This window comes from Shewanella sp., assembly GCF_048265805.1.
Classification (GTDB): domain Bacteria; phylum Pseudomonadota; class Gammaproteobacteria; order Enterobacterales; family Shewanellaceae; genus Shewanella.
Genome location: NZ_JBLXAT010000001.1, coordinates 127474 through 150059, shown reverse-complemented (window position 1 = coordinate 150059; position 22586 = coordinate 127474). Strand labels below are relative to the sequence as shown.

The 22586-nt window shown below is 48.4% G+C and carries 19 protein-coding genes and 2 pseudogenes; 6 read left to right on the top strand and 15 right to left on the bottom strand.

Annotation, left to right across the window (positions count from 1 at the left end; genetic code table 11):
• Positions 1–60: 60 nt before the first annotated feature.
• The 9 genes and pseudogenes from ACN0TT_RS00605 to ACN0TT_RS00565 all read right to left on the bottom strand — a co-directional run bounded on the left by ACN0TT_RS00605 (position 61) and on the right by ACN0TT_RS00565 (position 8652).
• Entirely contained in the window at positions 61–1395 is a 1335-nt protein-coding gene (locus ACN0TT_RS00605; RefSeq protein WP_417760213.1) for a methyl-accepting chemotaxis protein, read from the bottom strand.
• Between the two features lie 236 nt (positions 1396–1631).
• Positions 1632–2000: pseudogene (locus tag ACN0TT_RS00600) on the bottom strand (methyl-accepting chemotaxis protein); the annotation flags it as partial.
• A 168-nt stretch (positions 2001–2168) separates the two neighbouring features.
• Positions 2169–2867, bottom strand: a pseudogene (locus ACN0TT_RS00595) (PAS domain-containing protein); the annotation flags it as partial.
• Between the two features lie 208 nt (positions 2868–3075).
• Positions 3076–4536, bottom strand: coding sequence for an aminoacyl-histidine dipeptidase (locus tag ACN0TT_RS00590; RefSeq protein WP_417760212.1), 1461 nt, complete (start codon positions 4534–4536; stop codon positions 3076–3078).
• A gap of 203 nt (positions 4537–4739) precedes the next feature.
• Complete coding sequence (locus ACN0TT_RS00585; protein WP_417760211.1) at positions 4740–6644, bottom strand: methyl-accepting chemotaxis protein; 1905 nt, start codon at positions 6642–6644, stop codon at positions 4740–4742.
• Positions 6645–6785: 141 nt separating this feature from the next.
• Positions 6786–7214 (bottom strand): Holliday junction resolvase RuvX, encoded by a 429-nt coding sequence (gene ruvX / locus ACN0TT_RS00580; RefSeq protein WP_417760210.1) that lies wholly within the window; start codon positions 7212–7214, stop codon positions 6786–6788.
• A gap of 41 nt (positions 7215–7255) precedes the next feature.
• Positions 7256–7816, bottom strand: coding sequence for a YqgE/AlgH family protein (locus tag ACN0TT_RS00575; RefSeq protein WP_417760209.1), 561 nt, complete (start codon positions 7814–7816; stop codon positions 7256–7258).
• A 24-nt stretch (positions 7817–7840) separates the two neighbouring features.
• Positions 7841–8170, bottom strand: a complete 330-nt coding sequence (yciH, locus tag ACN0TT_RS00570; protein ID WP_417760208.1) for a stress response translation initiation inhibitor YciH — start codon at positions 8168–8170, stop codon at positions 7841–7843.
• Positions 8171–8331: 161 nt separating this feature from the next.
• Positions 8332–8652 carry a hypothetical protein gene (locus tag ACN0TT_RS00565; protein WP_417760207.1) on the bottom strand — a complete coding sequence of 107 codons (321 nt, stop codon included), beginning with the start codon at positions 8650–8652 and terminating at the stop codon, positions 8332–8334.
• Between the two features lie 175 nt (positions 8653–8827).
• On the opposite strand from ACN0TT_RS00565, the gene ACN0TT_RS00560 reads away from it, so the two are divergent.
• The 3 genes from ACN0TT_RS00560 to tpx all read left to right on the top strand — a co-directional run bounded on the left by ACN0TT_RS00560 (position 8828) and on the right by tpx (position 11075).
• On the top strand, positions 8828–9376 hold the full coding sequence (locus ACN0TT_RS00560; RefSeq protein ID WP_417760206.1) for a DUF4136 domain-containing protein: 549 nt from the start codon (positions 8828–8830) through the stop codon (positions 9374–9376).
• A gap of 251 nt (positions 9377–9627) precedes the next feature.
• A complete protein-coding gene (locus ACN0TT_RS00555) occupies positions 9628–10458 on the top strand; it encodes a mechanosensitive ion channel domain-containing protein (protein WP_417760205.1) in 831 nt (276 codons plus the stop codon).
• Between the two features lie 47 nt (positions 10459–10505).
• Complete coding sequence (gene tpx, locus ACN0TT_RS00550; protein WP_417760204.1) at positions 10506–11075, top strand: thiol peroxidase; 570 nt, start codon at positions 10506–10508, stop codon at positions 11073–11075.
• Positions 11076–11135: 60 nt separating this feature from the next.
• Here the strand turns inward: tpx and ACN0TT_RS00545 are convergent, their stop codons facing one another.
• Positions 11136–11765 carry a trimeric intracellular cation channel family protein gene (locus tag ACN0TT_RS00545; RefSeq protein ID WP_417760203.1) on the bottom strand — a complete coding sequence of 210 codons (630 nt, stop codon included), beginning with the start codon at positions 11763–11765 and terminating at the stop codon, positions 11136–11138.
• 229 nt (positions 11766–11994) lie between these two features.
• Between ACN0TT_RS00545 and ltaE the strand changes: the two genes are divergently transcribed.
• Positions 11995–13014 carry a low-specificity L-threonine aldolase gene (ltaE, locus tag ACN0TT_RS00540; protein WP_417760202.1) on the top strand — a complete coding sequence of 340 codons (1020 nt, stop codon included), beginning with the start codon at positions 11995–11997 and terminating at the stop codon, positions 13012–13014.
• 70 nt (positions 13015–13084) lie between these two features.
• On the opposite strand, the gene ACN0TT_RS00535 is transcribed toward ltaE, so the two are convergent.
• The 3 genes from ACN0TT_RS00535 to yegQ are packed head-to-tail and all read right to left on the bottom strand — an operon-like array spanning position 13085 to position 14949.
• Positions 13085–13282 carry a hypothetical protein gene (locus ACN0TT_RS00535; RefSeq protein WP_417760201.1) on the bottom strand — a complete coding sequence of 66 codons (198 nt, stop codon included), beginning with the start codon at positions 13280–13282 and terminating at the stop codon, positions 13085–13087.
• Between the two features lie 37 nt (positions 13283–13319).
• Positions 13320–13571, bottom strand: a complete 252-nt coding sequence (locus tag ACN0TT_RS00530; protein WP_417760200.1) for a YfhL family 4Fe-4S dicluster ferredoxin — start codon at positions 13569–13571, stop codon at positions 13320–13322.
• 10 nt (positions 13572–13581) lie between these two features.
• A complete protein-coding gene (gene yegQ, locus ACN0TT_RS00525; protein ID WP_417760199.1) occupies positions 13582–14949 on the bottom strand; it encodes a tRNA 5-hydroxyuridine modification protein YegQ in 1368 nt (455 codons plus the stop codon).
• A gap of 428 nt (positions 14950–15377) precedes the next feature.
• Here yegQ and ACN0TT_RS00520 point away from each other — a divergent pair, with 428 nt between their 5' ends.
• The gene (locus ACN0TT_RS00520) at positions 15378–16220 is read left to right on the top strand and encodes an HDOD domain-containing protein (protein ID WP_417760198.1); all 843 of its coding nucleotides are present in this window, start codon (positions 15378–15380) and stop codon (positions 16218–16220) included.
• Positions 16221–16353: 133 nt separating this feature from the next.
• A complete protein-coding gene (locus tag ACN0TT_RS00515) occupies positions 16354–17862 on the top strand; it encodes a putative bifunctional diguanylate cyclase/phosphodiesterase (protein WP_417760197.1) in 1509 nt (502 codons plus the stop codon).
• Positions 17863–18263: 401 nt separating this feature from the next.
• Here the strand turns inward: ACN0TT_RS00515 and ACN0TT_RS00510 are convergent, their stop codons facing one another.
• Together ACN0TT_RS00510 and ACN0TT_RS00505 are read right to left on the bottom strand one after the other, a co-directional pair.
• On the bottom strand, positions 18264–21383 hold the full coding sequence (locus tag ACN0TT_RS00510; RefSeq protein WP_417760196.1) for a multidrug efflux RND transporter permease subunit: 3120 nt from the start codon (positions 21381–21383) through the stop codon (positions 18264–18266).
• The gene (locus ACN0TT_RS00505) at positions 21370–22479 is read right to left on the bottom strand and encodes an efflux RND transporter periplasmic adaptor subunit (RefSeq protein ID WP_417760195.1); all 1110 of its coding nucleotides are present in this window, start codon (positions 22477–22479) and stop codon (positions 21370–21372) included. Before ACN0TT_RS00505 ends, ACN0TT_RS00510 begins: the two co-directional genes overlap by 14 nt.
• Positions 22480–22586: the final 107 nt, after the last annotated feature.

The following is a 22586-nucleotide window of genomic DNA, read 5'->3' as shown; positions in this document are numbered from 1 at the left end:
TCCGTCATGCCTCAATCACGCTCCGTTAGCGGTAAAACGTTCAGCCAACCGCCACTGCCGCTAGCCAAAGTCGATACTGAGCTCATCTCCGCTGGATAATGCCGCTACCGTGCTAGCAACGCGATCAGAGCTGAGCAAAATCGCGTGCATTACTTGCACTACATCCTCAAGCTGGAGCTGGCCTTGAATGGTTATGTGATTAATACCTTGCATCTCTTTGGTGGCTTGTTCGGTCAGCCCACCATTTTGTTGCACCACACTGCCTATCTGTTTGGTGGAATCGCTGGTACGGCCTGCCAGTTGTCGTACTTCGTCAGCCACCACGGCAAAACCTCTCCCTTGTTCTCCTGCGCGTGCAGCTTCAATTGCGGCATTTAACGCCAGCAAATTGGTTTGGTCGGCAATGCCGCTGATGGTCGCAACAATGGCGTCGATATTGCGCGATTGCTCATTCAGCTTAGCAATAGCTTGTGCTGCTTGTTCCACTTGCTGCACATTATTGCGTGAACTGGTCGATACCGATTGCAGCAAACTCAATGCTTGTTGGACTTCGGCGTTGGTTTCCAGCGCCGACTGGTGGGCCACATCAGCAGCGCGTTTTGTGGCACTGGCTCTGAGTTCCCGTTCGGTGACGTCACTGGCAAACTTGATCAACTTATAAACCTTGCCAGTACAGTCTTTTACTGGGTTATATGAGGCTTCTAACCAGACCTCCTGCCCAGCTTTATTGATACGTTTAAACAGCCCACTGTAAACCTTACCGCCACTTAACTCCTGCCAGAAGTTAGGTTGCTTACGGTAAAAGGCATCATCACAAAACATGCGGTGATGCTTACCGATGATTTCGTGCTGTTGGTAGCCCATGGTTGCTAAGAAATTATCGTTAGCGGTGATCACATGGCCTTGAGTATCAAACTCAATAATCGCTTGCGAATGCTCTAACGCTTGGAAAATCGCGCGTTGGTTTTTCAGCTGTTCCTGTGTCTCTGTCACATCCGCTGCCAGCTTCATAATCTGCGTCAGTTGCTGATTTTCCATGATGGGAAAATAGGTCGCTTGTAACCAGAGGCGTTGACCATTGGCATGACGGCGTTCGACCACGCCACTATAGGGCTGACCATTGCGTAAACGCTGCCAAAACTGCTGATAGTCAGCCGATTGCGCGTAATTAGGTTCACACAGCTGGCGATGTTTCATCGTACGCAGCTGCTCAATGCTGAATCCTACGGTATCAGCAAACTGTTGGCTGGCGGTGATGATAGTGCCATCCAACTCAAACTTGATACTGGCAAGATTATTGTCAATAGAGTCGGTAACGGCTGTTAAATAGGCGTGCTGAGTGGCTAGGTCTTTGGCTTGCTGTTCAGCCTGAAGACGGTGGCGGTTCCAGAACATATTAACCCTTTAAGTTGTTGATTGGTTAACAAAATTGTTCCGTCCTTGAAAAGCATATTTTGATTGAGATAACTAGATGACCAACGGCAGTCATCTAGGATAAAGAGTGTAGCCAATACTTTCGAATTTGCTAAAATTATTCGGCTAATTTATCGGCGGCGCGTATTATCAGTGATAGCTAATGTTGAGTCGAGCACTATTTTGATAGGGGCACTATAGATGCCCCTTCGGTAAGCTTAATCGGTGTTTTGCAGCGCTGCGATAGTAGCTGATACGTTTTGCGAGCTGGTAAGAATATCATTCATCACTTGGCTAACCGCGTTGATCTGTTCCTTGCCTTTGGTGGTGGCTTCGGCAACGGAGGAGATCTCTTTGGTCGCTTGCTCAGTCAATGCGCCATTCTGTTTCACCACATTGCTGATCTGCTTAGTGGATTCGCTAGTACGCGCTGCCAGTTGCCGCACTTCATCGGCCACCACGGCAAAGCCACGGCCTTGCTCCCCGGCACGGGCTGCTTCAATCGCTGCGTTAAGCGCCAGCAAGTTGGTTTGATCGGCAATACCACTGATGGTGGACACAATCGCCTCAATATTACGCGACTGCTCGTTGAGTTCAGCAATCGCTGACGATGCACGTTGTACCTGCTGATAGTTAGCATTAGAAGTGTCTTGCACATTGCCTAGCAGTAAAGTGGCATCTTGTAGTTTGGCCGTTGTTTCAATGGCTGATTCACGTGCGACATTAGCCGCTTCTTTGGTGGCTTCGTTACGCAGCATCCGTTTGGTTAAATCACTGGCAAACTTCACCACTTTGTAAACTTTGCCGTCTTGATCTTTGATCGGGTTATAAGATGCCTCTAACCAGAGCGTGTCGCCGTGTTTGTTGTAGCGGCGATATACGCCTGATTTATAGTGGCCTGATGCTAGGTCTTTCCAGAAGGTTGGATTTTTACTGTAAAACTTGTCATCGCAGAACATGCGGTGATGTTTACCTTTGATCTCATGCAAGCTGTAGCCCATCAAATCGAGAAAATTACGATTGGCGTCAACCACATTGCCTTGCGGGTCAAACTCAATTGTCGCACGTGACAAATCCAGTGCGTCTGCCAAGGCAATTTTATCGAGTAGGTCTTCATATTTTTCGGTGATGTCTGAAGCAAACTTCATGATTTTAAGCAGATTGCCGTTTTGAACAACAGGAAAGTAAGTCGCGTCTAGCCACAATGCTCGGCCATCTGCATGACGACGTTTGATTTGTGAGGAGAAAGATTTGCCATGGCGTAGCCGATTCCAAAGATCGCTATATGCGGGAGAATTAACAAATTCGTGGAAACACAGCTCACGGTGATGCATGCCAATCAGCGACGCCACGTTGTAGCCAATCACCTTGGCGAATGGCTCACTCACCTCTATGATATTGCCTTCGGGATTGAAGGAAACAGTGGCTAAATTTTGGTTAATTGATTGGCTCATCGCCAGCAGTGCATCATGTTCTGCTTTGAGTGAATGCTCGTTGTTGCTCTTCTTTCTCCAGAACATCGTCATTTCCTTCTGGCTGATTAGTGACCTAATGCGGCGCGCTAGTCGATATATTAGTCTAGGAGTTAAACGGAATATTTGCCTAGTTGTAAGGATAAAAAACCTCCAGTATTGACTGGAGGTTCTTAAAAAATATTGCTTTTTAAGCTTTTACTGGAATTCGCTCTAACACGGCCAATAGCAATTGCCAGTATTGTCCGACCGTGGTGATATTCACTTTTTCGTCGGGGCTGTGTGGGTAACGAATGGTTGGGCCAATCGATACCATATCCATGGTTGGGTAAGGTTCTTTAAACAGGCCACATTCAAGACCTGCATGGATCACCATGATGACGGGCTCTTTGTGATAAATATCTTGGTAGGTATCGCGCACAATCGCCATCACTTCCGAGTTGCTGTCCGGCTTCCAACCTGGGTAAGCACCGCTGAATTTCACTTCGGCTTGTGCCAATTTACCCAGTGCGGCCAACTGGCTGCAGATGTTGTCACGACCAGAATCGATCAGTGACCGAATCAAACACAACACCACGATGTTGTCGGCGTTGGTGGTAATAACGCCCAAGTTCAGTGACGTTTCGGTCACCCCTTCGACTTCATCGCTCATGCGGATCACACCATTAGGGCAAGCGTGCAAAAGCGCCAGCAGTTGGCTCTGTGCTGCCGTAGCAAATTGCTCACTAGGCAGGGCAACAGGGCTGAGGCTGAACTTAACGTCGGCATCGGCTACCGCTAATTCTTGGCGCAGCAGCGCTTGATAATCACTAACGGCTAACGCTAAGGCATCGGCTTTATCGGCTGCCACCGTCACCGTTGCGTGCGCTTCACGCGGAATAGCATTGCGCAGTGAGCCGCCAGTGATATCAGTGAGTGCTAAGCCAAAATCATCGGCGTGATCAAACAGGAAGCGTGCCAGCAGTTTGTTAGCGTTGCCACGACCTAAGTGAATGTTGACCCCTGAGTGGCCGCCTTTCAAGCCAGAGATGGTCAGTTTAAACGCTTGTGCTTGGCTGTTGGTGGCTTGCTTAGGCAACGGCAGGGTAAAACTGGCATCAACACCGCCAGCACAACCCATGTAGATTTCACCTTCTTGCTCTGAGTCGGTGTTGATCAGAATATCACTTTGCAGTACGCCAGCTTGCAGGCCAAATGCACCAGTCATGCCAGCTTCTTCATCAATGGTCAGCAGCACTTCTAATGGGCCGTGCGGAATGTCAGTGCTTTCCAAAATGGCCAGTGCTGACGACATGCCAATACCGTTGTCGGCGCCCAGTGTGGTGCCATTGGCTTTAACCCAATCGCCATCAACCCATGCTTCAATTGGGTCTTTAGTAAAGTCATGCACTTTATCTGCATTGGCTTGCGGCACCATATCCATATGCGCTTGAATCACTACGCCTTTACGATCTTCCATGCCTGCGGTGGCGGGCTTACGGATAATTAGATTGCCAGTGGCATCTTCAATAACTGTTAGGCCGCGAGACTTGGCCCAATCTTGGATAAATTGGCTTAACGCGGCTTCGTGTTTTGATGGACGAGGAATTGCACAGATTTTTTCAAACCATTGCCACAAAGGCTGAGGGGCTAATTGGCTGAGTTGAGACACATTGGACTCCTGATAACTGAATTTAACATGGTCGCTGAGGTCGTCTCAGCGAAGATGGCTTCAGTCTATCACAAGTGAGAAATGTTCGTGTTTTTGCAAGGTGAACAGCGTGTGTAAAACTGCAAACTGAGATGAACAGTTTGGCAGTGTGCTGCGATAACAAGGGACAACCGAATGGCTGTCCCTTTGGTTAGCGCTGCGGCTTAGATTTTAAAGCGCCCGACAATGCTGACCAAAGCATTATTGGTTTGCTCAATACTGGCGGTATTTTCCAGCGAATGCTGACCCGATTGATCCAGTTCCTGCACAATTTCACTGATGGCCGACATATTGCGGCTAACCTCTTTGGTCACACAGCTTTGCTCTTCTGCTGCGGTGGCGATTTGGGTGCTCAGCGCACTGATGTTGCCAATAAAGGCGATAAGTGTATCAAGGCTTTGCGAGACTTCTTCTGAGCCTGTTGCTGTTTCTTGGCAGCGAGCTTTGGTTTCATCCATAGATTTCACCACTCGCTGGCTGCCTCGAAGCAGGCTTTCAATGGCTTGCTCAATCTCTTCGGTGCTTTCTTTTGTGCGGGTGGCCAGTGAGCGAACTTCATCTGCTACTACCGCAAAACCGCGGCCCTGCTCTCCCGCGCGAGCAGCTTCAATGGCGGCATTCAATGCCAGTAAGTTGGTTTGCTCTGCAATATCGCCGATGACTGATAAAATCGTGCTGATATTTTTCGTTTGGTCATTCATGGCTTGCACATCGTTTACTGCGGTTTCAACGTCAGATATCAATGCCATAACAGTTGCTTGCGACGCAGACAGAATCGCGCGCGACTGTTCACTGGTGTGATTGGCTTCTTCGGTCAATCTCGCGGTGTCGGCGGCATCGGTGGCCATTGAGTTGGCCGTTGCATCCATCTCCTCAATTGCCGTAGCTATCTGCTCGGTCTCTTTAACGTGATTTTGCAAAATATCGCTGTTGGTTGCCGCTTGGTTTTTCAATTGGCCAATGCTGCTGTGCAGTGAGTGCGTTGAGTCTTTTACATCGCTCATCATCGTTTGTAAGCTAGCAATGAACAGGTTGACGCCATGGGATATTTTACCGATGTCATCATCGGTTTTTACGGCGAGCCGTTGGGTTAAATCGCCATTACCGCTAGACAAACTCTGTATGGTGTCACGCAGCAAAATAATTGGACGGTAGAGTACATTGACTAAGCTAAACGCGATAAACACGCACAATACGGTGGCAATAATTGTGACAATTATGGCATTGTTGCGGGCTTTATCTAACTCAGCAAAAATCACTGATTTTTCTAATCCTAAGCCGTAATACCAGTATTTATCACCTACGCTAATGCGATGGGAAAACATGGTTTTTTCTTCACCATTCAAGCTGTAGTCCGCCATGGTAGAGTCGCTATTAACCACGCTATTTACGGTTTGTTTGAACCATGCGTACTGGTCGGCTTTCTGACCCGTTTTAATGGCATCAGAGGAGGAGGCTAGCAAGGTGGTGTCATGGTTAAGAATAATCGCCACAGCTCCCGGCATATCGGCCGATGGGGTGACTAACTTGTTTAAGAAGGACAGTTCTAAGTCAACTGAAATTGCCCCACCTTTGATGCGATTAACAATGGTGACCCAATAGGCGCCGTCAGTGCCTTGGTAGGGCTCGGTGACTGTCACATCGGTGGCTCTCATGGCACTTTGGTACCAAGGCCGTTCGGTGACATTGCCGTTATATTTATGGTTGGGCCAACTGGGGGTAGCTTGGTTCCAATAGCCGTCGCCATTATCAAAGGCAATCACGGTACTGCTGGAGTTCATCGCATTGGCAACTAGCTTAGTTAACTCAATGATTTCATCGGGAGTGCCGCTGAGCGCTTGGTCTTTGTATTGCTGGGAAATCTTGCGGATGCCGTTGACCTTTTCATTAATCATCGCCTCAATCACTTCGGCGCGGCCATCAACGTAATTACTGCTTTGGTTGATGATGGCTGTGGTTAACGAAGATTTCTGCTGCAAATAGAGAATAACGCTAGAAACCGCAACGGACACTGCGACTAAAAGCATAATGGAAAACATCAGCGCTTTTTTTAATCCGATTTGTCTCATGAACAATGCTCCGATATAGCTGAAATATAGGGACTAAAATTAAGTTTAGTCCCTAGTGGTGATATTTCATTATCGGCAGTTAAAAGAAAAATTGAATAACTTCTTGAAAGTTAGATTTTTAATTAAACGGGGAGATGGAGGTTATTCGCTAAAAAGTTGATTTTCGAAGTAGCTCTCAACAATCAGTACCGCTGATACGGAATCGATCTGACCTTTAGACAATGCTTTATAGCCACCATATTCGAACAGGCGCGACTTGGCATCAGCCGTTGTTAGTCGTTCATCTTGTGTGGTAATAGGCACACCAAAGCGACCGTGGATGCGATTGGCAAATTTACGTGCCCGCTGGGTCATCTCTTGTTCGGTACCGTCCATATTGAGCGGTAGACCAACGACCACGAGTTCCGGTTGCCACTCTTTTAACAACGCTTCAATCAGTGACCAGTCTGGAGTGCCATCAGTGGCTTTAATCGCCTTTAGTGGTTGAGCATTGCCGGTAATTGCTTGTCCAACGGCGACACCGATACTTTTGGTGCCAAAATCAAACCCTAAAATGGTGTTGGTCGACATTCGCTCACATTCCTTACAACAGCGCGTTTTAACAAGTGCGATTAGGCGTGACCAATATCGGTCGACATCTGCCAAAGATCAAACCCGAGGGATTTGGTGGCTGCTTCCCAACGTTCATCATAGGGCGTATCAAACAGCAGCTCTGGGGTGGCTGGAATCGTGAGCCACGAGTTTTCAGCCAGCTCTTTTTCTAGCTGATTGCGACTCCAACCCGCATAACCTAATACCACAAGACAGTGTTTGGGGGCTTTGTTGGTGCCGATTGCCGCTAGCACATCCCGCGAAGTGGTTAGCATAATGTCGTCAGAAATCTTACTGCTGTTAGCCCAGTTAGCTTGTGTGGTGTGCAATACAAAGCCGCGTTCTGGATTCACTGGACCACCGACTAACACTTGTTGGTCGGCTGAGGCGGCCAACTGTTGTTCGTCAGTAAACTCTAGTTGCGCCAATAACTCTTCGACATCAATACCAATGGGACGGTTAACCATAATTCCCATTGCGCCTTTCTCATCATGTTCACAAATGTAGATGAGTGAGCGCTCAAAAAAAGAGTCGTTCAACGATGGCATGGCAATTAAAAAGTGATTCTGCAAACTTTCCATTTAACAGCTCCTAAAAGTTGGCGACTAACCGCCAGCAAGCTTTACCTGATAGCCGAGCTTTTCTAACAGGGCTTTTAGTTGTTCGCGATTATCGGTTTGAACTTCGATAGTAAAGTCTTTTACCGTGCCGCCACAACCACACTGTTTTTTCAGCTTTTGCGCTAGCGGTTTGAGTTCATCGGCATTTAGCCCTAAACCGGTGATGACCGAAACCCCTTTGCCTTTACGGCCTTTACTGTCGCGATGGATACGTACAACGCCATCACCTTGTGGCACTTCCTCGGGCGTTTGAGGTTGCTCAATGCGGCCTTTATCTGTGCTATACACCAGCAACACATTGGGATCTATCTTCATGACATACTCAATTTTTGCGTATAATGCGTCGATTTTAACAGATTTCTATGTTTAACCGCAGTCTATGAACCGATTTTGACAGGCATAAAAAAACCGCTTCAATTGAAGCGGCGCAGTCATCTCAAGGGTGCAGGGAGTAAGATGAAAGAAGGTACGGCTGTTTAGTTGAGCACAATGCCGAGAATCACGCTGACTAGCGATAGTAATGCCAGCGGCGGTAGGGCGTTACGCCATTTGGGGATCAATAACACCATCGGCGTTGCCGCAAAGCTGATCATGGCCAAGCTGAAAAAGGATAAGGGCATTGAAAACGCTTTCACTGCCACCCAAGTCATCACCAGCAAGGGAAGTATCATCAATAGTTTGGGCTGGTTGGTGGCGTTCAGCCCCGCAACGCGTGACTCAGATTCGCGAGTTGCGCGCTGCGGCGTGAACAGAAACATCAGACTAGCGATAATTACCATGCTAACAATCCATGCCATGAGTCAGCACTCCCTTACGCTTCATAATTAATGATAATCATTATCATTTAAAAAATAAAAAATGCAATGGGTAATCTGAAATTATTCGATACTTAATTGCAGTTGTAGATTGGTAGCGCTGGCGGTAAGCTGGTGTGGTTACGCAATAGACGATCAAAGCAACTAGGTGATTTTTATGAAATATCTAATGTTAGCCGCCGTAGCGTTAGTTTTGGCCGGATGTGCATCGGTCAATACTGGCTGGGATTATGATCCCGCCGCCAATTTTTCGCAGTATAAAACCTATGCTTGGGTTGATGACAAAGTGTCAGCTGAAGAGTACCAACATGATGGATTACTGTCTCAGCGCGTACATAACGCCGTCGATAACGAGTTAGCTGCAAAAGGCTTTGTTAAAGTCGCACCAGAGGAAGCGCAATTGCTGGTGAACTATTTAACCAAAATTGATAAGCGAGCCACTGTTGATACATTCAATGCTGGTATGGGTTATGGCCCCTACGGGTATCGTGGATGGTGGGGCGCTAGCAACTCGTACTCACAAGTACGCGAGTACGACGTGGGTAGCTTAGTGTTGGATTTAATTGATGCCAAATCGAGCCAATTAGTATGGCGTGGTACTGCTAAGAATGTGGTACGTGAATACAAAACGCCTGAACAGCGCATCAATAAAGTGAATCAAGCGGCTAAGGCCGTGTTAGAAAACTTCCCGCCTAAAGCAAAATAGCACAACCCTTTGATAACGAAGGCTGGCAGTGATTTGCCAGCCTTTTTATTGATATCCATACAAATACTCCGTATTTAATCATCGCAAACTAGGTTTTAATAGCGGATAACTATAATACATCACACCATGGTGAGACTTTTGGAGTGAATTTTTATCGCCTAAGCGGTAAGTTAACTCGGGTGTTTGCCTGTAGTAGCGCTTCAATACAGATTCAACGTGGATGAGAGCAAGGTTCATATAGGAGCATGTGAATGGAAAACCTAAAGAGTTTTATGGAACACCTACCTGATTTGGTGATGGCTTATGGTGTCAAAGCCATCTTTGCCATTGTCATTTTCTACATAGGTAAATATCTCGCGTCATTGGCTAAGCGAGTGACGGGCAATGTGTTAAGTCGCAAAGTGGATAAGACAGTATCGTTTTTTGTCGGTAATCTTGCTTGGGCGGTAGTGTTCACCTTTACGGTGATCGCAACCTTGGGGCAGCTCGGTATTCAAACCGCATCGCTGGTAGCGATTCTCGGTGCCGCGGGTTTAGCGGTAGGTTTGGCGCTGCAAGGCTCACTGTCTAACTTTGCTTCTGGCGTACTGCTGGTCACTTTCCGTCCTTGTCGTGCGGGCGATTATATTGAAGCGGGCGGTGTTGCTGGTGTCGTAGATGAAATCACTATTTTTGCTACTCGCCTCAAAACTCCAGATAACAAAGTTATCACTTTGCCTAATTCATCACTGATGAACGGCAGCATCACCAACTATTCCATGATGAGCACACGTCGCTTGGATCTGGTTATTGGGGTGTCTTACGATGCGGATATCAAGAAAGCCAAGCAACTGCTGATTGAAATCCTCGAAAACAATGACAAGGTGTTGAAAGACCCTGCATACACTGTAGGGTTAAACGACCTTGCTGATTCATCTATCAATTTTGTGGTGCGTCCTTGGGTCAACTCGGCTGACTTTTTGACAACACGTTTTGCATTGCTCGAGACCATTAAATTGACCTTTGATGAGCATGGTATTGGTATCCCATATCCGCAGATGGATGTTCATGTCAAAGAGATACCTGCGGCGCAAACTCACTAATTTTTCACGGCGGTCAGTGTTAGTTGGCTGCCTCAAGGGAGCGTTTTATGAAAAAAGTTTGGCAAAGTAGTAGTTTGATTTTTGCGGCACTATTGGCAACGTCAGCCATGGCAGCGGAAGTGACCATGGGCGGCAAATCGGTCACGCTAGCGGGTGACTTACCCCATGTCGGTCAACCCGCTCCAACCTTTAAAGTGGTTGATGATAAGTTTACCCCAGTCTCGCTGGCAGACTTTAAAGGCAAAACGGTACTGATCAGTGCCGTGCCTAGCTTAGACACCGGCGTATGTGCGTTGCAAACTAAGCGCTTCAACAAAGAAGTGGCTAACTTTGACAGTAACGTGGTGATGCTGACAATCAGTGAAGACTTGCCCTTTGCCCAGAAACGTTTTTGCAAAGTGGAAAACGTAGACAAAATCAAAGTGCTATCTGATTCCGTTTGGCGTGATTTTGCCGCGCAATATGGTTTGATGATCCCGAATATGGGCTTATTAGCGCGTGCTATCTTCATTATCGATAGCGAAGGCAAGATCCAATACCAAGAGTTGGTATCTGATGTGTCACACCATCCAGATTATGATAAAGCGTTGGCTGAGCTGAAGAAGATTAGCCAGTAAATGCTTCTGAAACCAAAAAAGCGCCTTAAGAGGCGCTTTTTTATGGGCATGGTTCGTGTGCTAATGCGCTTTATCAAAATAGTAAAACGTCGGTGCCGACCAGCTAAAGCGAATCGCCAATAAGCGCAAGCTAAAGCCGAGCCACAGGCTCACACCTAAGCTGATCCACGGATTGGCATCGGCCATCTGTAAAATGACATAGCAGCTTGCCGTAACAATGGAGACAATGCCATACAATTCCTTATGGAAGATTAGCGGTATCTCATTACATAAAATATCGCGAATTACCCCACCAAATACGCCAGTAATGACCCCCATCACAATGGCGACTGAAGGGCTAAAACCTAAAGCTAAGGTTTTTTGTGCGCCAATTACTGAAAATACCGCTAGCCCCAGTGCATCAATGGTCAGGAACAGTCTTGCCAGATAACGCATCAGCGGTGCCACGACCACGGTCACTAATGATGCCACAATAATGGCTAACAGAAAGTGGGAGTTCTCGATCCAGATAAGTGGATAGTTGCCCAGCAATACGTCACGTAAGGTACCGCCGCCAATCGCGGTAGCGCAGCCAACAATCATGACACCAAACAGATCCATGCGTTTACGGCCAGCGGCGAGGGCGCCTGTCATCGCTTCTGCGATAATGCCGACAAACCATAACACCATGACAAATTGCGTCTCTTGCATTGCATCAATCCGCGAAAATAAAGGGAGCGCATTTTGGCGCAATCTAGGCTAAATGAACAATGAAAAGTTCTTATTTTTAGATAAGAAAATCTAATGCAACATTGGCCCATGTCGACTCATGGTGGAAATAGCAACAAAGCAAGGTGTATTGCTGAAACGTAGCCCTCGACTGTACAGTTGCTTGGCAGCACGGTAGAGTGACGTTTTTCGGCCGCATTAGTTAATTGAAATGATTGATTTAAGAAGTGATACCGTTACCCAACCTACCAGTGACATGCGTAAAGCCATGGCCGCCGCAGAAGTTGGCGACGATGTTTACGGTGATGATCCGAGTGTGAACCGACTGCAGCAGCTCGCTGCTGAGACGTTGGGGTTTGAGGATGCGCTGTTTACCAGCTCTGGCACGCAAGCCAACTTATTGGCTTTGATGTCACACTGCGGACGTGGTGACGAGTACATTTGTGGTCAACAAGCGCACAACTATAAGTTTGAAGCGGGTGGTGCTTCAGTGCTTGGCAGTATTCAACCTCAGCCGCTCACCAATCAACCGGACGGTACGATTGCACTTTCCGATGTCGTTGCGGCGATTAAGCCTGACGATATCCACTTTGCCCGCACTAAATTGCTCAGCCTAGAAAACACCATTGGTGGCAAAGTGTTGCCACAGCATTATTTGGCTGAAGCGCAGCAGTTGGCGTTTTACCATGGCTTAAAAATTCATTTAGACGGCGCGCGTATTGCCAATGCGGCGGTAGCGCAAGGCATCAAAATTGCTGATATCGCCCAGCATTTTGACTCAGTTTCTGTGTGTCTCTCTAAAGGACTGTGCGCGCCAGTCGGCTCACTGTTGTTGGGCGATGAACACTTTATCGCGCGGGCGCGTCGCTGGCGCAAAATGCTGGGTGGCGGTATGCGCCAAGCGGGGATTTTGGCTGCTGCGGCCGAGATTGCCCTAACGCAGCAAGTTGAACGTTTGGCTGATGACCACGCCAATGCGCAAACGTTGGCAGCGGGTTTAGCCGATATTGATGAGCTGGCGGGCAGTGTTGAAGTACATACCAATATGGTATTTGCAGATTTGCCAGCAGCATTGGTGCCTCAGCTATTGGTAGAAACTTTAGCCGAGCAGGGGATCCGTATCTCCGCTGCTAAACGGTTGCGCTTAGTGCTACACCATGGCGTGACAGTAGCCGATGTAACTAAAGTGATTGCGGCAGTGAAGCAGTTTTTCGCAGCACAACCCAAATAGTCATTTGCGGAAGCAATTAAAAAAGCCATCGATGAACGATGGCTTTTTTTGTGTTGATGAGCGACCGAGGTTAGTCGTTCAGCTCCTCTTTGACGGATTTCACCGCATCGCGCGATGCATGACCAATCTCGCGCGTAGCATCACGTGTCGCGTGACCAATAGCGGTCGTCGTCTTTTTGGTCGCATGGCCGATGTCTTGTCCGGCATGTTTTAAATCGGCACAGCCACTCAGTACTAATAAGGCAAACAGTGGCACTAGCTTACTCATGTTGGTCTCCTTAGTGACTTGTGGCCGTGTTGCAGGTTTACAACCGACCCGTCAGTTTGGCGTATTTTATCAGCAATTCGTCTTGCGATTCGACTTGCTGTGGATCATTGTCGATACAGTCGATAGGACACACCGACACACATGTTGGCTTGTCGTAGTGGCCGACACATTCAGTACAGCGTTCAGGATCTATCTCATAGATCTCTTCGCCCATGCTGATTGCCTGATTAGGACACTCAGGCTCACACATGTCGCAATTGATGCAGCTATCGTCGATTAACAGCGCCATTTACTGAGTCTCAGCCTACCTGATGTGGATTACGGGTATCCTGACCTTCAGTCAGGTTACGCAGCAAAATTGCGTGGGTTAAATCGACTTCTGCAGGTACTGGCAGATAGACGGTATGGCCGTTACCTGGGCCACAATCAATCTGTTCACCTTTGCGGTTTTCCAGTGTTTCGATGGTCAAGCTGATGTTGCCTTGCGGGGTCATCAATTCAACGCTATCACCGACACTGAATTTGTTTTTCACGTCGATTTCTGCCATGCCTGCCGCGTTTCGTTTGCCAGTCAGCTCACCACAGAACTGTTGGCTATCACTTACAGAATAGCCGTAATCATAGTTTTGGTATTCGTCATGGACGTGACGACGCAGGAATCCTTCAGTGTAACCACGGTGTGCCAAACCTTCTAATTGCAACATCAGGTTCGGGTCAAAGCCACGGCCAGAGGCCGCGTCATCAATCGCTTTACGATACAGCTGCGCGGTACGAGCCACGTAGTAGAAAGATTTGGTACGGCCTTCAATCTTTAATGAATTTACGCCCATTTTCGCTAAACGCTCAACGTGTTGAATCGCACGCAGATCTTTAGAGTTCATGATGTAAGTGCCATGCTCATCTTCAAACGCCGGCATGTATTCGCCGGGGCGGTTGCCTTCTTGCAGCAGGAAGATGCGGTCAGTGGCCGAGCCTTCACCAAGAGTCGGTTGTGGCTGTTCAATCTGCACTGGGTTGGCGGCGATGATGTCGCCAGTTTCGTTTTCTTTGGCTTCGTGTACATCGTACTTCCAACGGCATGCGTTGGTGCAGGTGCCTTGGTTCGGGTCACGTTTGTTGATGTAACCAGACAGCAGGCAACGACCGGAATAGGCCATACACAGTGCGCCGTGAACGAACACTTCCAGCTCAATGTCAGGGCAGCGTTGACGGATCTCTTCGATCTCATCTAACGATAGTTCGCGTGACAAAATGACGCGTTTGATGCCTTGAGATTCCCAGAATTTCACTGACGCCCAGTTAATGGCGTTAGCTTGTACAGACAGGTGCACCACTTGTTCGGGGAAGGCTTCACGCACCATCATGATCAAACCTGGGTCAGACATGATCAGCGCATCTGGCTTCATGTTCACCACAGGTTCCATATCTTTAATATAAGTTTTCAGCTTAGCGTTGTGTGGAGCAATGTTGCTTACCACATAGAGCTTTTTGCCCAGTTGGTGCGCTTCTTCAATGCCCGCGGCCAAGTTTTCCATTTTGAAATCGTTGTTACGTACCCGCAAGCTGTAGCGCGGCTGACCGGCATAAACCGCATCGGCACCGTAAGCAAAGGCATAGCGCATATTTTTTAAGGTCCCAGCAGGGGACAACAGCTCAGGTTTGAACATAACACTCTCTCAATGATGTGAATTAGGCAGCGACGACATGTCAGTTTTAGTGCTTAGCACCGCAGGCGCGGCATTTTACTGAACATTGGTCAAGTGATGCAAATCAAAAAGTTGATTAAATTAGTCTGGTTTATAGCTGGCGGTTACTAGGGCATAGTTTTGCTGGCTGTTGTCCGTCAGTTTGCTTGCAGTAATGTTAATAGATGGCGTGAGCATCACTTTTACTGCTGCTGGTCATTCATTAGCGAGACAAAGCTAGAGGTGGTTCAAATCCTTAATAATTATGGTTGGATTCGAACGGTGATTGGATTATCTTTCCGTTGATTCTTTTTAGAACTGATATACTTGATAAACTCATTTTAACATTTAGAGGCTGCTGACTATTGTTGATTTTTTTCAGCAGCCCCTAGCTAACAATTGGGGCGTGCATGTCTACTGAACACCAGCTGTTGGTCGGTCTGCTTAAAAAATTAAAAAGCGATACGCTGGTTTTACCAACCCTGCCGGAAGTGGCAATTCGCGTACAAGAAGTTGTCGGACAATCAAATTCCGGTCTCAAAGAGGTGGCTGAAGTTATTGGTCAGGATGCGGCGATTTCTGCGCGTCTGATTAAAGTCGCTAACAGCGCGTTATATAGCCGCGGTGTCAAAGCGGAAAATATCAATAACGCGGTCACCCGTATTGGCTTAACGCAAATTAAGTCCATTGTGACGTCTATCGCGATGGAACAGCTGTTCATTTCTACCAACGAGATGGTATGGGAAGTGATGGACGAAGTGTGGACCACCTCAATTGAGGTGACCTCCGCCGCCTGCGCGATGTTGCAGATGTATAAAGTGCAGCATCCCAAGTCGCCGCTGAACTACGATACGCTGACGCTGGCTGGATTGGTTCACAATATTGGTGCGCTGCCAGTGTTAACTGAGGCGGAGTCGCATCCTGAATTGTTTTCTAGCGTTGAGCAGTTGCGTGCGCTAGTAAGAAAACTGCAGGGGCCGATCGGTCGTGCGGTACTCAACAGTTGGGATTTTGCACCAGAAGTTACCGAAGTGGTGGAACGTTGGGCTGACTTGCACTATCTACCAGACCATGTCACCTATCTCGACTTTATCCGTGCTGCTGCGTTCTATGCCGGAGAGCTGCGTGCGGGCAATGAACTGGAGCAACGCTTGGATGTGTTCGTCAGTAAAGGATTACCGGTGACGCCTGATGATCTCGCCAATGAGCAATTCCTTGAGCAATATCATTCGATTAAAGCTAGCTACCATTAATCTTAATAGTCGTTATGCTGTAAGGGGTAATTGATTGCTGCGTTTGGCTAAGCAAAGTGCAGCAATTAAGTGTTGTCGCTATTTGCAGCAATAGAATAGCGCCGGTGTTGGTTTGAGTCGCTTTGAGGGATAGATGATATACCTGCTAATTAGCGCGGTAGTGCTATTGAGCATGGTAACCGCCATAAGCCTTTGGCGACATTACCGGCTTAAGCGCTTTATCAACCGCCTCGCCAATAATTTACGTGAACAAACCGAGCAGACGCTGTCACTCGACTTTGCCGATGTGCCCGCGCTGATGCTGCCGTTGTACACCGCATTTAAAGCGTTATTACGCCAACTGCCAGCCAATATTGGCCGTGATCCCCTCACGGGCTTACCTAATCGTGCCAGCCTTAAAAAGACTTTAGTGCCGTTAATGCCGCTCACCCAAGGCGCGCTGGTGCTGCTTAATATTGAGCAGTTTCGGTTCGTCAATGATCTGTTTGGCTTTCATACCGGTGACAAAGTGCTACAAGCGGTGGCACTGCGCCTACGGCAGTTTACGCCGCAACCGCGGTTTATCGCCCGTATGGATGGCGATGAGTTTCTGCTGTTTTTTGGAAGTGAAGTGGCACAACCGCAGCTATTGGCGTTGCAGCAATTGGTGCAACAACCTTATTTAGTTGGTAACGCGCCTATCGGTTTAAAAGTAAAAATTGGCGTGCTGCAATTAGCGACCGACCATGCCGATGTTTCGCAGATGCTGCGGCGCGTCGATTTGGCACTGAAGAAGGCTATCCAACCACCTTTTATTGCTTACTATCAGCAAGGGGATGATCAAGCCAATCAGCGCGAGATGAGCATAATTAACAGTTTGCCGAAAGCGTTGCAGCAACAACAACTCTATCTGGTTTACCAGCCAAAGCAGGCATTGGCTGGTGGCCAATGTGTGCAAGCCGAAGCGTTAATGCGTTGGGAACATCCGCAACTCGGGCACATCTCGCCCGCGGAATTTATTCCGTTGGCCGAATGTGCCGGTATGTTGGGCTTGGTCAGTGATTGGGTGTTAGATGGCGCGGTCGCCCAGTTGGCACGTTGGCAACAGCAAGGTGTGCATCTACCCGTGGCAATCAATCTCAGTAGCAGCGATTTTGAGCAGGACGTAGTGAGTAAAATCTCTGCTAAGTTAGCCGAGTACCAAGTGGATGCCCGCTTACTGGCGCTAGAACTGACAGAACGCACCTTAGTGGCTAATCTGGCCGATACTCAGCAGAAGTTACGCGAGCTGCGAGCGTTGGGGATTAAAGTCGCTATTGATGATTTTGGTACCGGCCACTCCTCATTGGCCTATCTCAAAGACTTACCTGTAGACGAAATCAAGATCGACAAAGCGTTTCTCGATGGCTTGTTTACCACCAACTCCAACGCGTTGAAAATCCTGCGCTGTAGTATTCAACTGTCACATCAGTTGGGCTTTAGCGTTACTGTTGAAGGGGTAGAAACTGCTGAGCAGCGTGAGCTCTTGGTAAAATTGGGGGCGGATGTGATCCAAGGACTCATTTATTCGCAACCGATGCGTGCCGCTGAATTAGTTTACCATGCTAGAGAATTGCACCTGTTCTCAAATATGGACGGTGATTTAATATTGCCATCTGACTAGTCTGCTCCGATAAGTGCTTGCCATTTTTTGCTGTTTTCCCGCTAACTAGCCAAAATCCATCAACAATTAGTGTGCGTAAATCCCCAGATATCCGCAAGCTGGTCAGCTGAGTGGCAATATTATATGACTTTATCTACATATTACTGAATAACACTATACATAACTGTTTTGTTATGCGTATAATCTTTGCCAATGATATTGAGGTGACTTGGACGAGCTTTGATATCGCAGAATGTTGGTGACGTTTGTAACTCAAGTGTCAGGGTTACAGGCTATTGGCGCCACATTCGGTTGGTTGCCATTGAGTAGCCAACACCTTCCCGGCTAGATTGTCGGTTTTTACCCTGAGTGAAAAAAGGGATGCCTAACGGCATCCCTTTTCCTTTTGGCAAACAATCGCGTTATGACTCGTTCGCGGTAGTGGCAGGTGGCTTTTGTTCTACCAACGCTTGTTGCAACTGCTGCTCCACCCAACCTGGCGATTTCGTGTTGTAGGATAATAGGTGATACATCGCAGGAATGACAAACAGGGTAATCACTGTAGCAAACGCCATACCAAAGAACACCACAGTACCTACCGCAATACGGCTTTCTGCACCTGCTCCGGTTGATAGGATCAGCGGAATTGCGCCTACCAGAGTGGTGAAGGCGGTCATCAGAATCGGGCGTAGTCGTCGGGCTGATGCATCAACAATCGCTTGTTCAAATGGCAAACCGCGGTCACGCAGCTGGTTAGCAAACTCTACAATCAAAATGCCGTTTTTGGTGACCATACCAATGAGCATGATCATGCCAATCTGGCTGTAGATGTTCATGCCTTGGTGGGTAAACCATAAGCCCAAGAAACCACCAAATACCCCCATAGGTACCGTAAACATCACCACCAATGGGTTAATAAAGCTCTCAAACTGCGCCGCCAGTACCAGATAAGCCACTAGCAGGGCCAAGCCAAACACAATGAAAATGCTGCTTTGGTTTTCTTTGTAGTCTTTGGACTCACCCGAGTAGCTCACGCTAATATCACCCGGCAGTTTTTCAATCACCAAGTTATCCAAGAAATTGAGCGCTTCGCCTAAGGTGTGCCCATCGGCCACGTTGGCGGCGAGTGTGATCGATTTCTTCTTATCGGTGTGTGCTAGACGCTGTGCTGAGGCTTCTTCACGGATTTGCGCTACTGAGTCCAATGTCACTAACGAGCCGCTGCGAGTACGCACATAGATCTGGCTCATATCGGTCATGCTGTTGAAGTGTTCTTCATCACCACGTAGATACACATCGTACTCTTCGCCACGTTCTACATACGTGGTTTGACGGCGACCGCCCAACATCACTTCCAAGGTATTGGCGATATCGGCCACGCTTACGCCCAGTTCTGCGGCACGCTCGCGGTTAATTCGAACCATCAATTCCGGCGTTGTTTCGGCATAGTCGAGATCCGCGCCAGTGATGATACCGCTCTGATTAGCTGCTGTTTGTAGCAACTGCGCCCACTTAAATAGCTCACGATAGTCCGAGCCACCGATGACAAACTGTACCGATTCACTTGAGCTACCGCGAAAGCCGGGCAACATCGGGCGTACCATCACGTCAGGAATATCTTTTAACGCTTGGGTTATTTGCGTCAAGGCTTGCGCTGCGGAGACCGTGCGTACTTTCCAATCTTCTAAACGCATAATGATGAAGCCGGTTTGGTCACCCGCCGCACCACCAAAGGCTGGCGTTTCTAAGCTGAATGAGCGTAATACTCCTTTACCCAGCATCGGCATTAACCGTTGTTGGATGATGTCCATGTTGGCTGACATACGGTTGTAACTGGTGCCTTCGGCGCCCTTGATAAAGGCGTAGATCACCCCACGGTCTTCCGGCGGTGCCAACTGTGCTGGCACGTTATTCATCAATGAAAAGCTACCGCCGATACAGGCGACGATGACTATCGGTGCAACAAATTTGTGTTTCACACAATACTGCACCCCGCGGCGATAGTGGCGCTCTAAACGGCTAAACAGGTTATCCAATAGGCGATTGAGGGCGCTGTGTTGCTGATGTGGTTTCAAGAGCTTGCTGCCCAATACTGGGGTCAGCGTCAGTGCCACAATCGAGGAGAAAATCACCGATACTGCCAGCAATACCGAGAACTCTGTAAACAGCAGCCCGACCATGCCTTCCATAAACGAGATAGGTAGAAACACCATCACCAATACAGCCGTCGTGGCGATAACGGCAAACCCCACTTCGCGCGTGCCTTTATAGGCAGCGACTAAGGGGGATTCTCCTTGCTCGATATGGTGGAAGATGTTTTCTACCACCACAATGGCGTCATCCACCACCAAACCGATGGCGAGGATCAGTGCCATCAAGGTGAGCAAGTTGATTGAGAAACCAAAGAAGTAGGCCGCCATAAAGGCGGAGATTAGCGATACCGGTACCGTGACCGCGGGGATCAATGTGGCGCGAGCTTGGCCAATAAATACGTACAGCACCAATATAACCAGAATGCCGGTGACATATAGCGTGCTGTACACCTCATCAATCGCTTGGTCGATAAAAATGGTGGAGTCGTAGTCGATAGCTAAGCTAGTGCCCTTAGGCAAAAACTTTTGCATCGCTTCCACTTGAGCGCGCACGCCTTTGGCGACTTCTAGCGGGTTAGCATCGGATTGCGGCACAATCCCTAAGCTCACGTTGGATACACCGTTGCTGCGGTAGGTGGAGTTTTCGTTTTCGGCGCCAATGTACACTTGGGCGATATCTTTCAGATATACCGGTGAACCGTCGCTTGAACTGCGCACTTGCAGATAATCAAAATCATCCGGCTGCATATATAGCCGCGCGGTACGCACTGTCATGGTGGTGGCATCGTTACGGATTTGGCCGCCGGGCGATTCTAAGTTTTCATTGTTGAGTGCGGTGATCACATCACTCACGGTGATTTGGCGACCCGCCATCTCTTCTGGTTTGAGTTTGATGTACATCACCTGCGTTAAACCGCCAGAGATGTTGATCGAGCTTACCCCGCTGATCAGGTTAAACTTATCTTCCAATACGCGGCGCGAATAGTCGGTGAGTTGGGTTCGATCCATCTCGCTGGAGCGTAAGCGGATATAGATAGCAGGGCGGCCAGAGCCATTATCTTTATACACAATGGGCTCATCGGCTTCTTCAGGCAATCGCCGTTGCGCGCGTGAAACCGCATCGCGCACGTCACTGACGCCTTCCATGATGTCCCAGCCAATTTTGAAGTTCACTGTGATACGGGAGGAACCATTACGGCTGGTAGAGGTGATTTGGTCGATACCGCTGATACCTGTTAATTGATCTTCAATATTTTTAGTAACTTGGCTCTCCATAATCGCCGCTGATGCGCCGCTGTAGGAGGTACGGATACTGACCACCGGATTTTCCACATCTGGCATCTCGCGCACTGATAATTTACTAAACGATACGATACCAAAGACACACAACAGCAAACTAAGCACAATGGCCACAATCGGCCGTTTTACTGAAACATCAGACAGCAACATCGCTTGGCTCCTGCGCTTCAGTTTTACCGGTTTCGGTGACTGGCTTGGTGGGTTTCAGTGGTTTCACTTGCATACCATCGCGAATGTTCACTAGCCCTTGCACCACAACGGTGTCGCCGACCTGCACGCCGTCGGTGATCAACACTTCGTTGTTCACTCGGGTGCCAAGGTGTACTTCAGTACGATGAGCAATATTTTTGCCATCCAACTTGTAGACGTAACGTTTGGTGCCTGAGTATTCCAAGGCTTGTACTGGAATGACGGGCATCGACACTGGTGGAAATTGAATGGTGGTGTTGAGCATCATGCCTGGCCGCAGCTTGTGGCTCAGATTGCGAAATTTCACGCGGGTGCGCACGTTGAGTGTTTCTTCGTTGATGCGTGGATCGATGGCGGTGACTTTGCCAGCAAAGTTTTCGAGCGGCCATGCGGCACTTTCGGCGGCGACTTCCATACCGAGGTTGAGCTGAGATAAACGCGATTCAGGGATTTGCAGATCGACCCGTAACTCACTGAGATCATCTAGGGTCAGTAACTCATCGCCTTGCGACACCATTTTACCGCGGCTGAAACTGATTAAGCCGATCACGCCGTCAAATGGCGCTTTGATGTAGTGATAATCCAAATCGGCTTTTACCGATGCTAAGCGCGCGGCGGCAATATCCACGCTAGCGTGTTGGGCATCAATTTCTGTTTGGGTGATGGCATCACTGTGTGCCAGTTTTTCATATTCGCGCAGTTTACGTGCTTCATCCGCTAAGTATGCTTCGGCCTCCATAACGGCGGCTTTGGCTTTGGCGTCATCCAGCACAATCAAGGTCTGCCCAGCTTTGACTTGCTCGTTAGAGCGGACGGCAATCTTTTCAATTTTGCCAGCGACTTGTGGTGCAATAAATACGGAGTGCTCTGCAGTCAGTTTGCCGATCAACCGCAGATCGGCTGAGAGTGGATGTTCGCTGACTATATCGGTCACTACTGGAATGGTGCGTTCTTCAGCCCCATGCGCATTGCTGCTGGCTGGGGGTTGAAGCGTTCGATAATAAATGGCGGCGCTGCCTAGCGCACAAATGATTAGCGCGGTGATGAGTTTTTTCATAAATGCCGTCTTGAGATCTTCCCCTGGATCGATGGCGTTATTCTATGGAAGCGGCGGCTAAAAGCTAAGTGACTTAGGTGGGAAAAGTGTAAATAAATACTCTGCAA

Bases quoted from the DNA above. Each gene is read 5' to 3' on its own strand.
- ACN0TT_RS00605 (WP_417760213.1), bottom strand. From the start codon at position 1,395: ATGTTCTGGAACCGCCACCGTCTTCAGGCTGAACAGCAAGCCAAAGAC.
- ACN0TT_RS00585 (WP_417760211.1), bottom strand. From the start codon at position 6,644: ATGAGACAAATCGGATTAAAAAAAGCGCTGATGTTTTCCATTATGCTT.
- ruvX (WP_417760210.1), bottom strand. From the start codon at position 7,214: ATGTCGACCAACACCATTTTAGGGTTTGATTTTGGCACCAAAAGTATC.
- ACN0TT_RS00575 (WP_417760209.1), bottom strand. From the start codon at position 7,816: ATGGAAAGTTTGCAGAATCACTTTTTAATTGCCATGCCATCGTTGAAC.
- yciH (WP_417760208.1), bottom strand. From the start codon at position 8,170: ATGAAGATAGATCCCAATGTGTTGCTGGTGTATAGCACAGATAAAGGC.
- ACN0TT_RS00565 (WP_417760207.1), bottom strand. From the start codon at position 8,652: ATGGCATGGATTGTTAGCATGGTAATTATCGCTAGTCTGATGTTTCTG.
- ACN0TT_RS00560 (WP_417760206.1), top strand. From the start codon at position 8,828: ATGAAATATCTAATGTTAGCCGCCGTAGCGTTAGTTTTGGCCGGATGT.
- ACN0TT_RS00555 (WP_417760205.1), top strand. From the start codon at position 9,628: ATGGAAAACCTAAAGAGTTTTATGGAACACCTACCTGATTTGGTGATG.
- tpx (WP_417760204.1), top strand. From the start codon at position 10,506: ATGAAAAAAGTTTGGCAAAGTAGTAGTTTGATTTTTGCGGCACTATTG.
- ACN0TT_RS00545 (WP_417760203.1), bottom strand. From the start codon at position 11,765: ATGCAAGAGACGCAATTTGTCATGGTGTTATGGTTTGTCGGCATTATC.
- ltaE (WP_417760202.1), top strand. From the start codon at position 11,995: ATGATTGATTTAAGAAGTGATACCGTTACCCAACCTACCAGTGACATG.
- ACN0TT_RS00535 (WP_417760201.1), bottom strand. From the start codon at position 13,282: ATGAGTAAGCTAGTGCCACTGTTTGCCTTATTAGTACTGAGTGGCTGT.
- ACN0TT_RS00530 (WP_417760200.1), bottom strand. From the start codon at position 13,571: ATGGCGCTGTTAATCGACGATAGCTGCATCAATTGCGACATGTGTGAG.
- yegQ (WP_417760199.1), bottom strand. From the start codon at position 14,949: ATGTTCAAACCTGAGCTGTTGTCCCCTGCTGGGACCTTAAAAAATATG.
- ACN0TT_RS00520 (WP_417760198.1), top strand. From the start codon at position 15,378: ATGTCTACTGAACACCAGCTGTTGGTCGGTCTGCTTAAAAAATTAAAA.
- ACN0TT_RS00515 (WP_417760197.1), top strand. From the start codon at position 16,354: ATGATATACCTGCTAATTAGCGCGGTAGTGCTATTGAGCATGGTAACC.
- ACN0TT_RS00510 (WP_417760196.1), bottom strand. From the start codon at position 21,383: ATGTTGCTGTCTGATGTTTCAGTAAAACGGCCGATTGTGGCCATTGTG.
- ACN0TT_RS00505 (WP_417760195.1), bottom strand. From the start codon at position 22,479: ATGAAAAAACTCATCACCGCGCTAATCATTTGTGCGCTAGGCAGCGCC.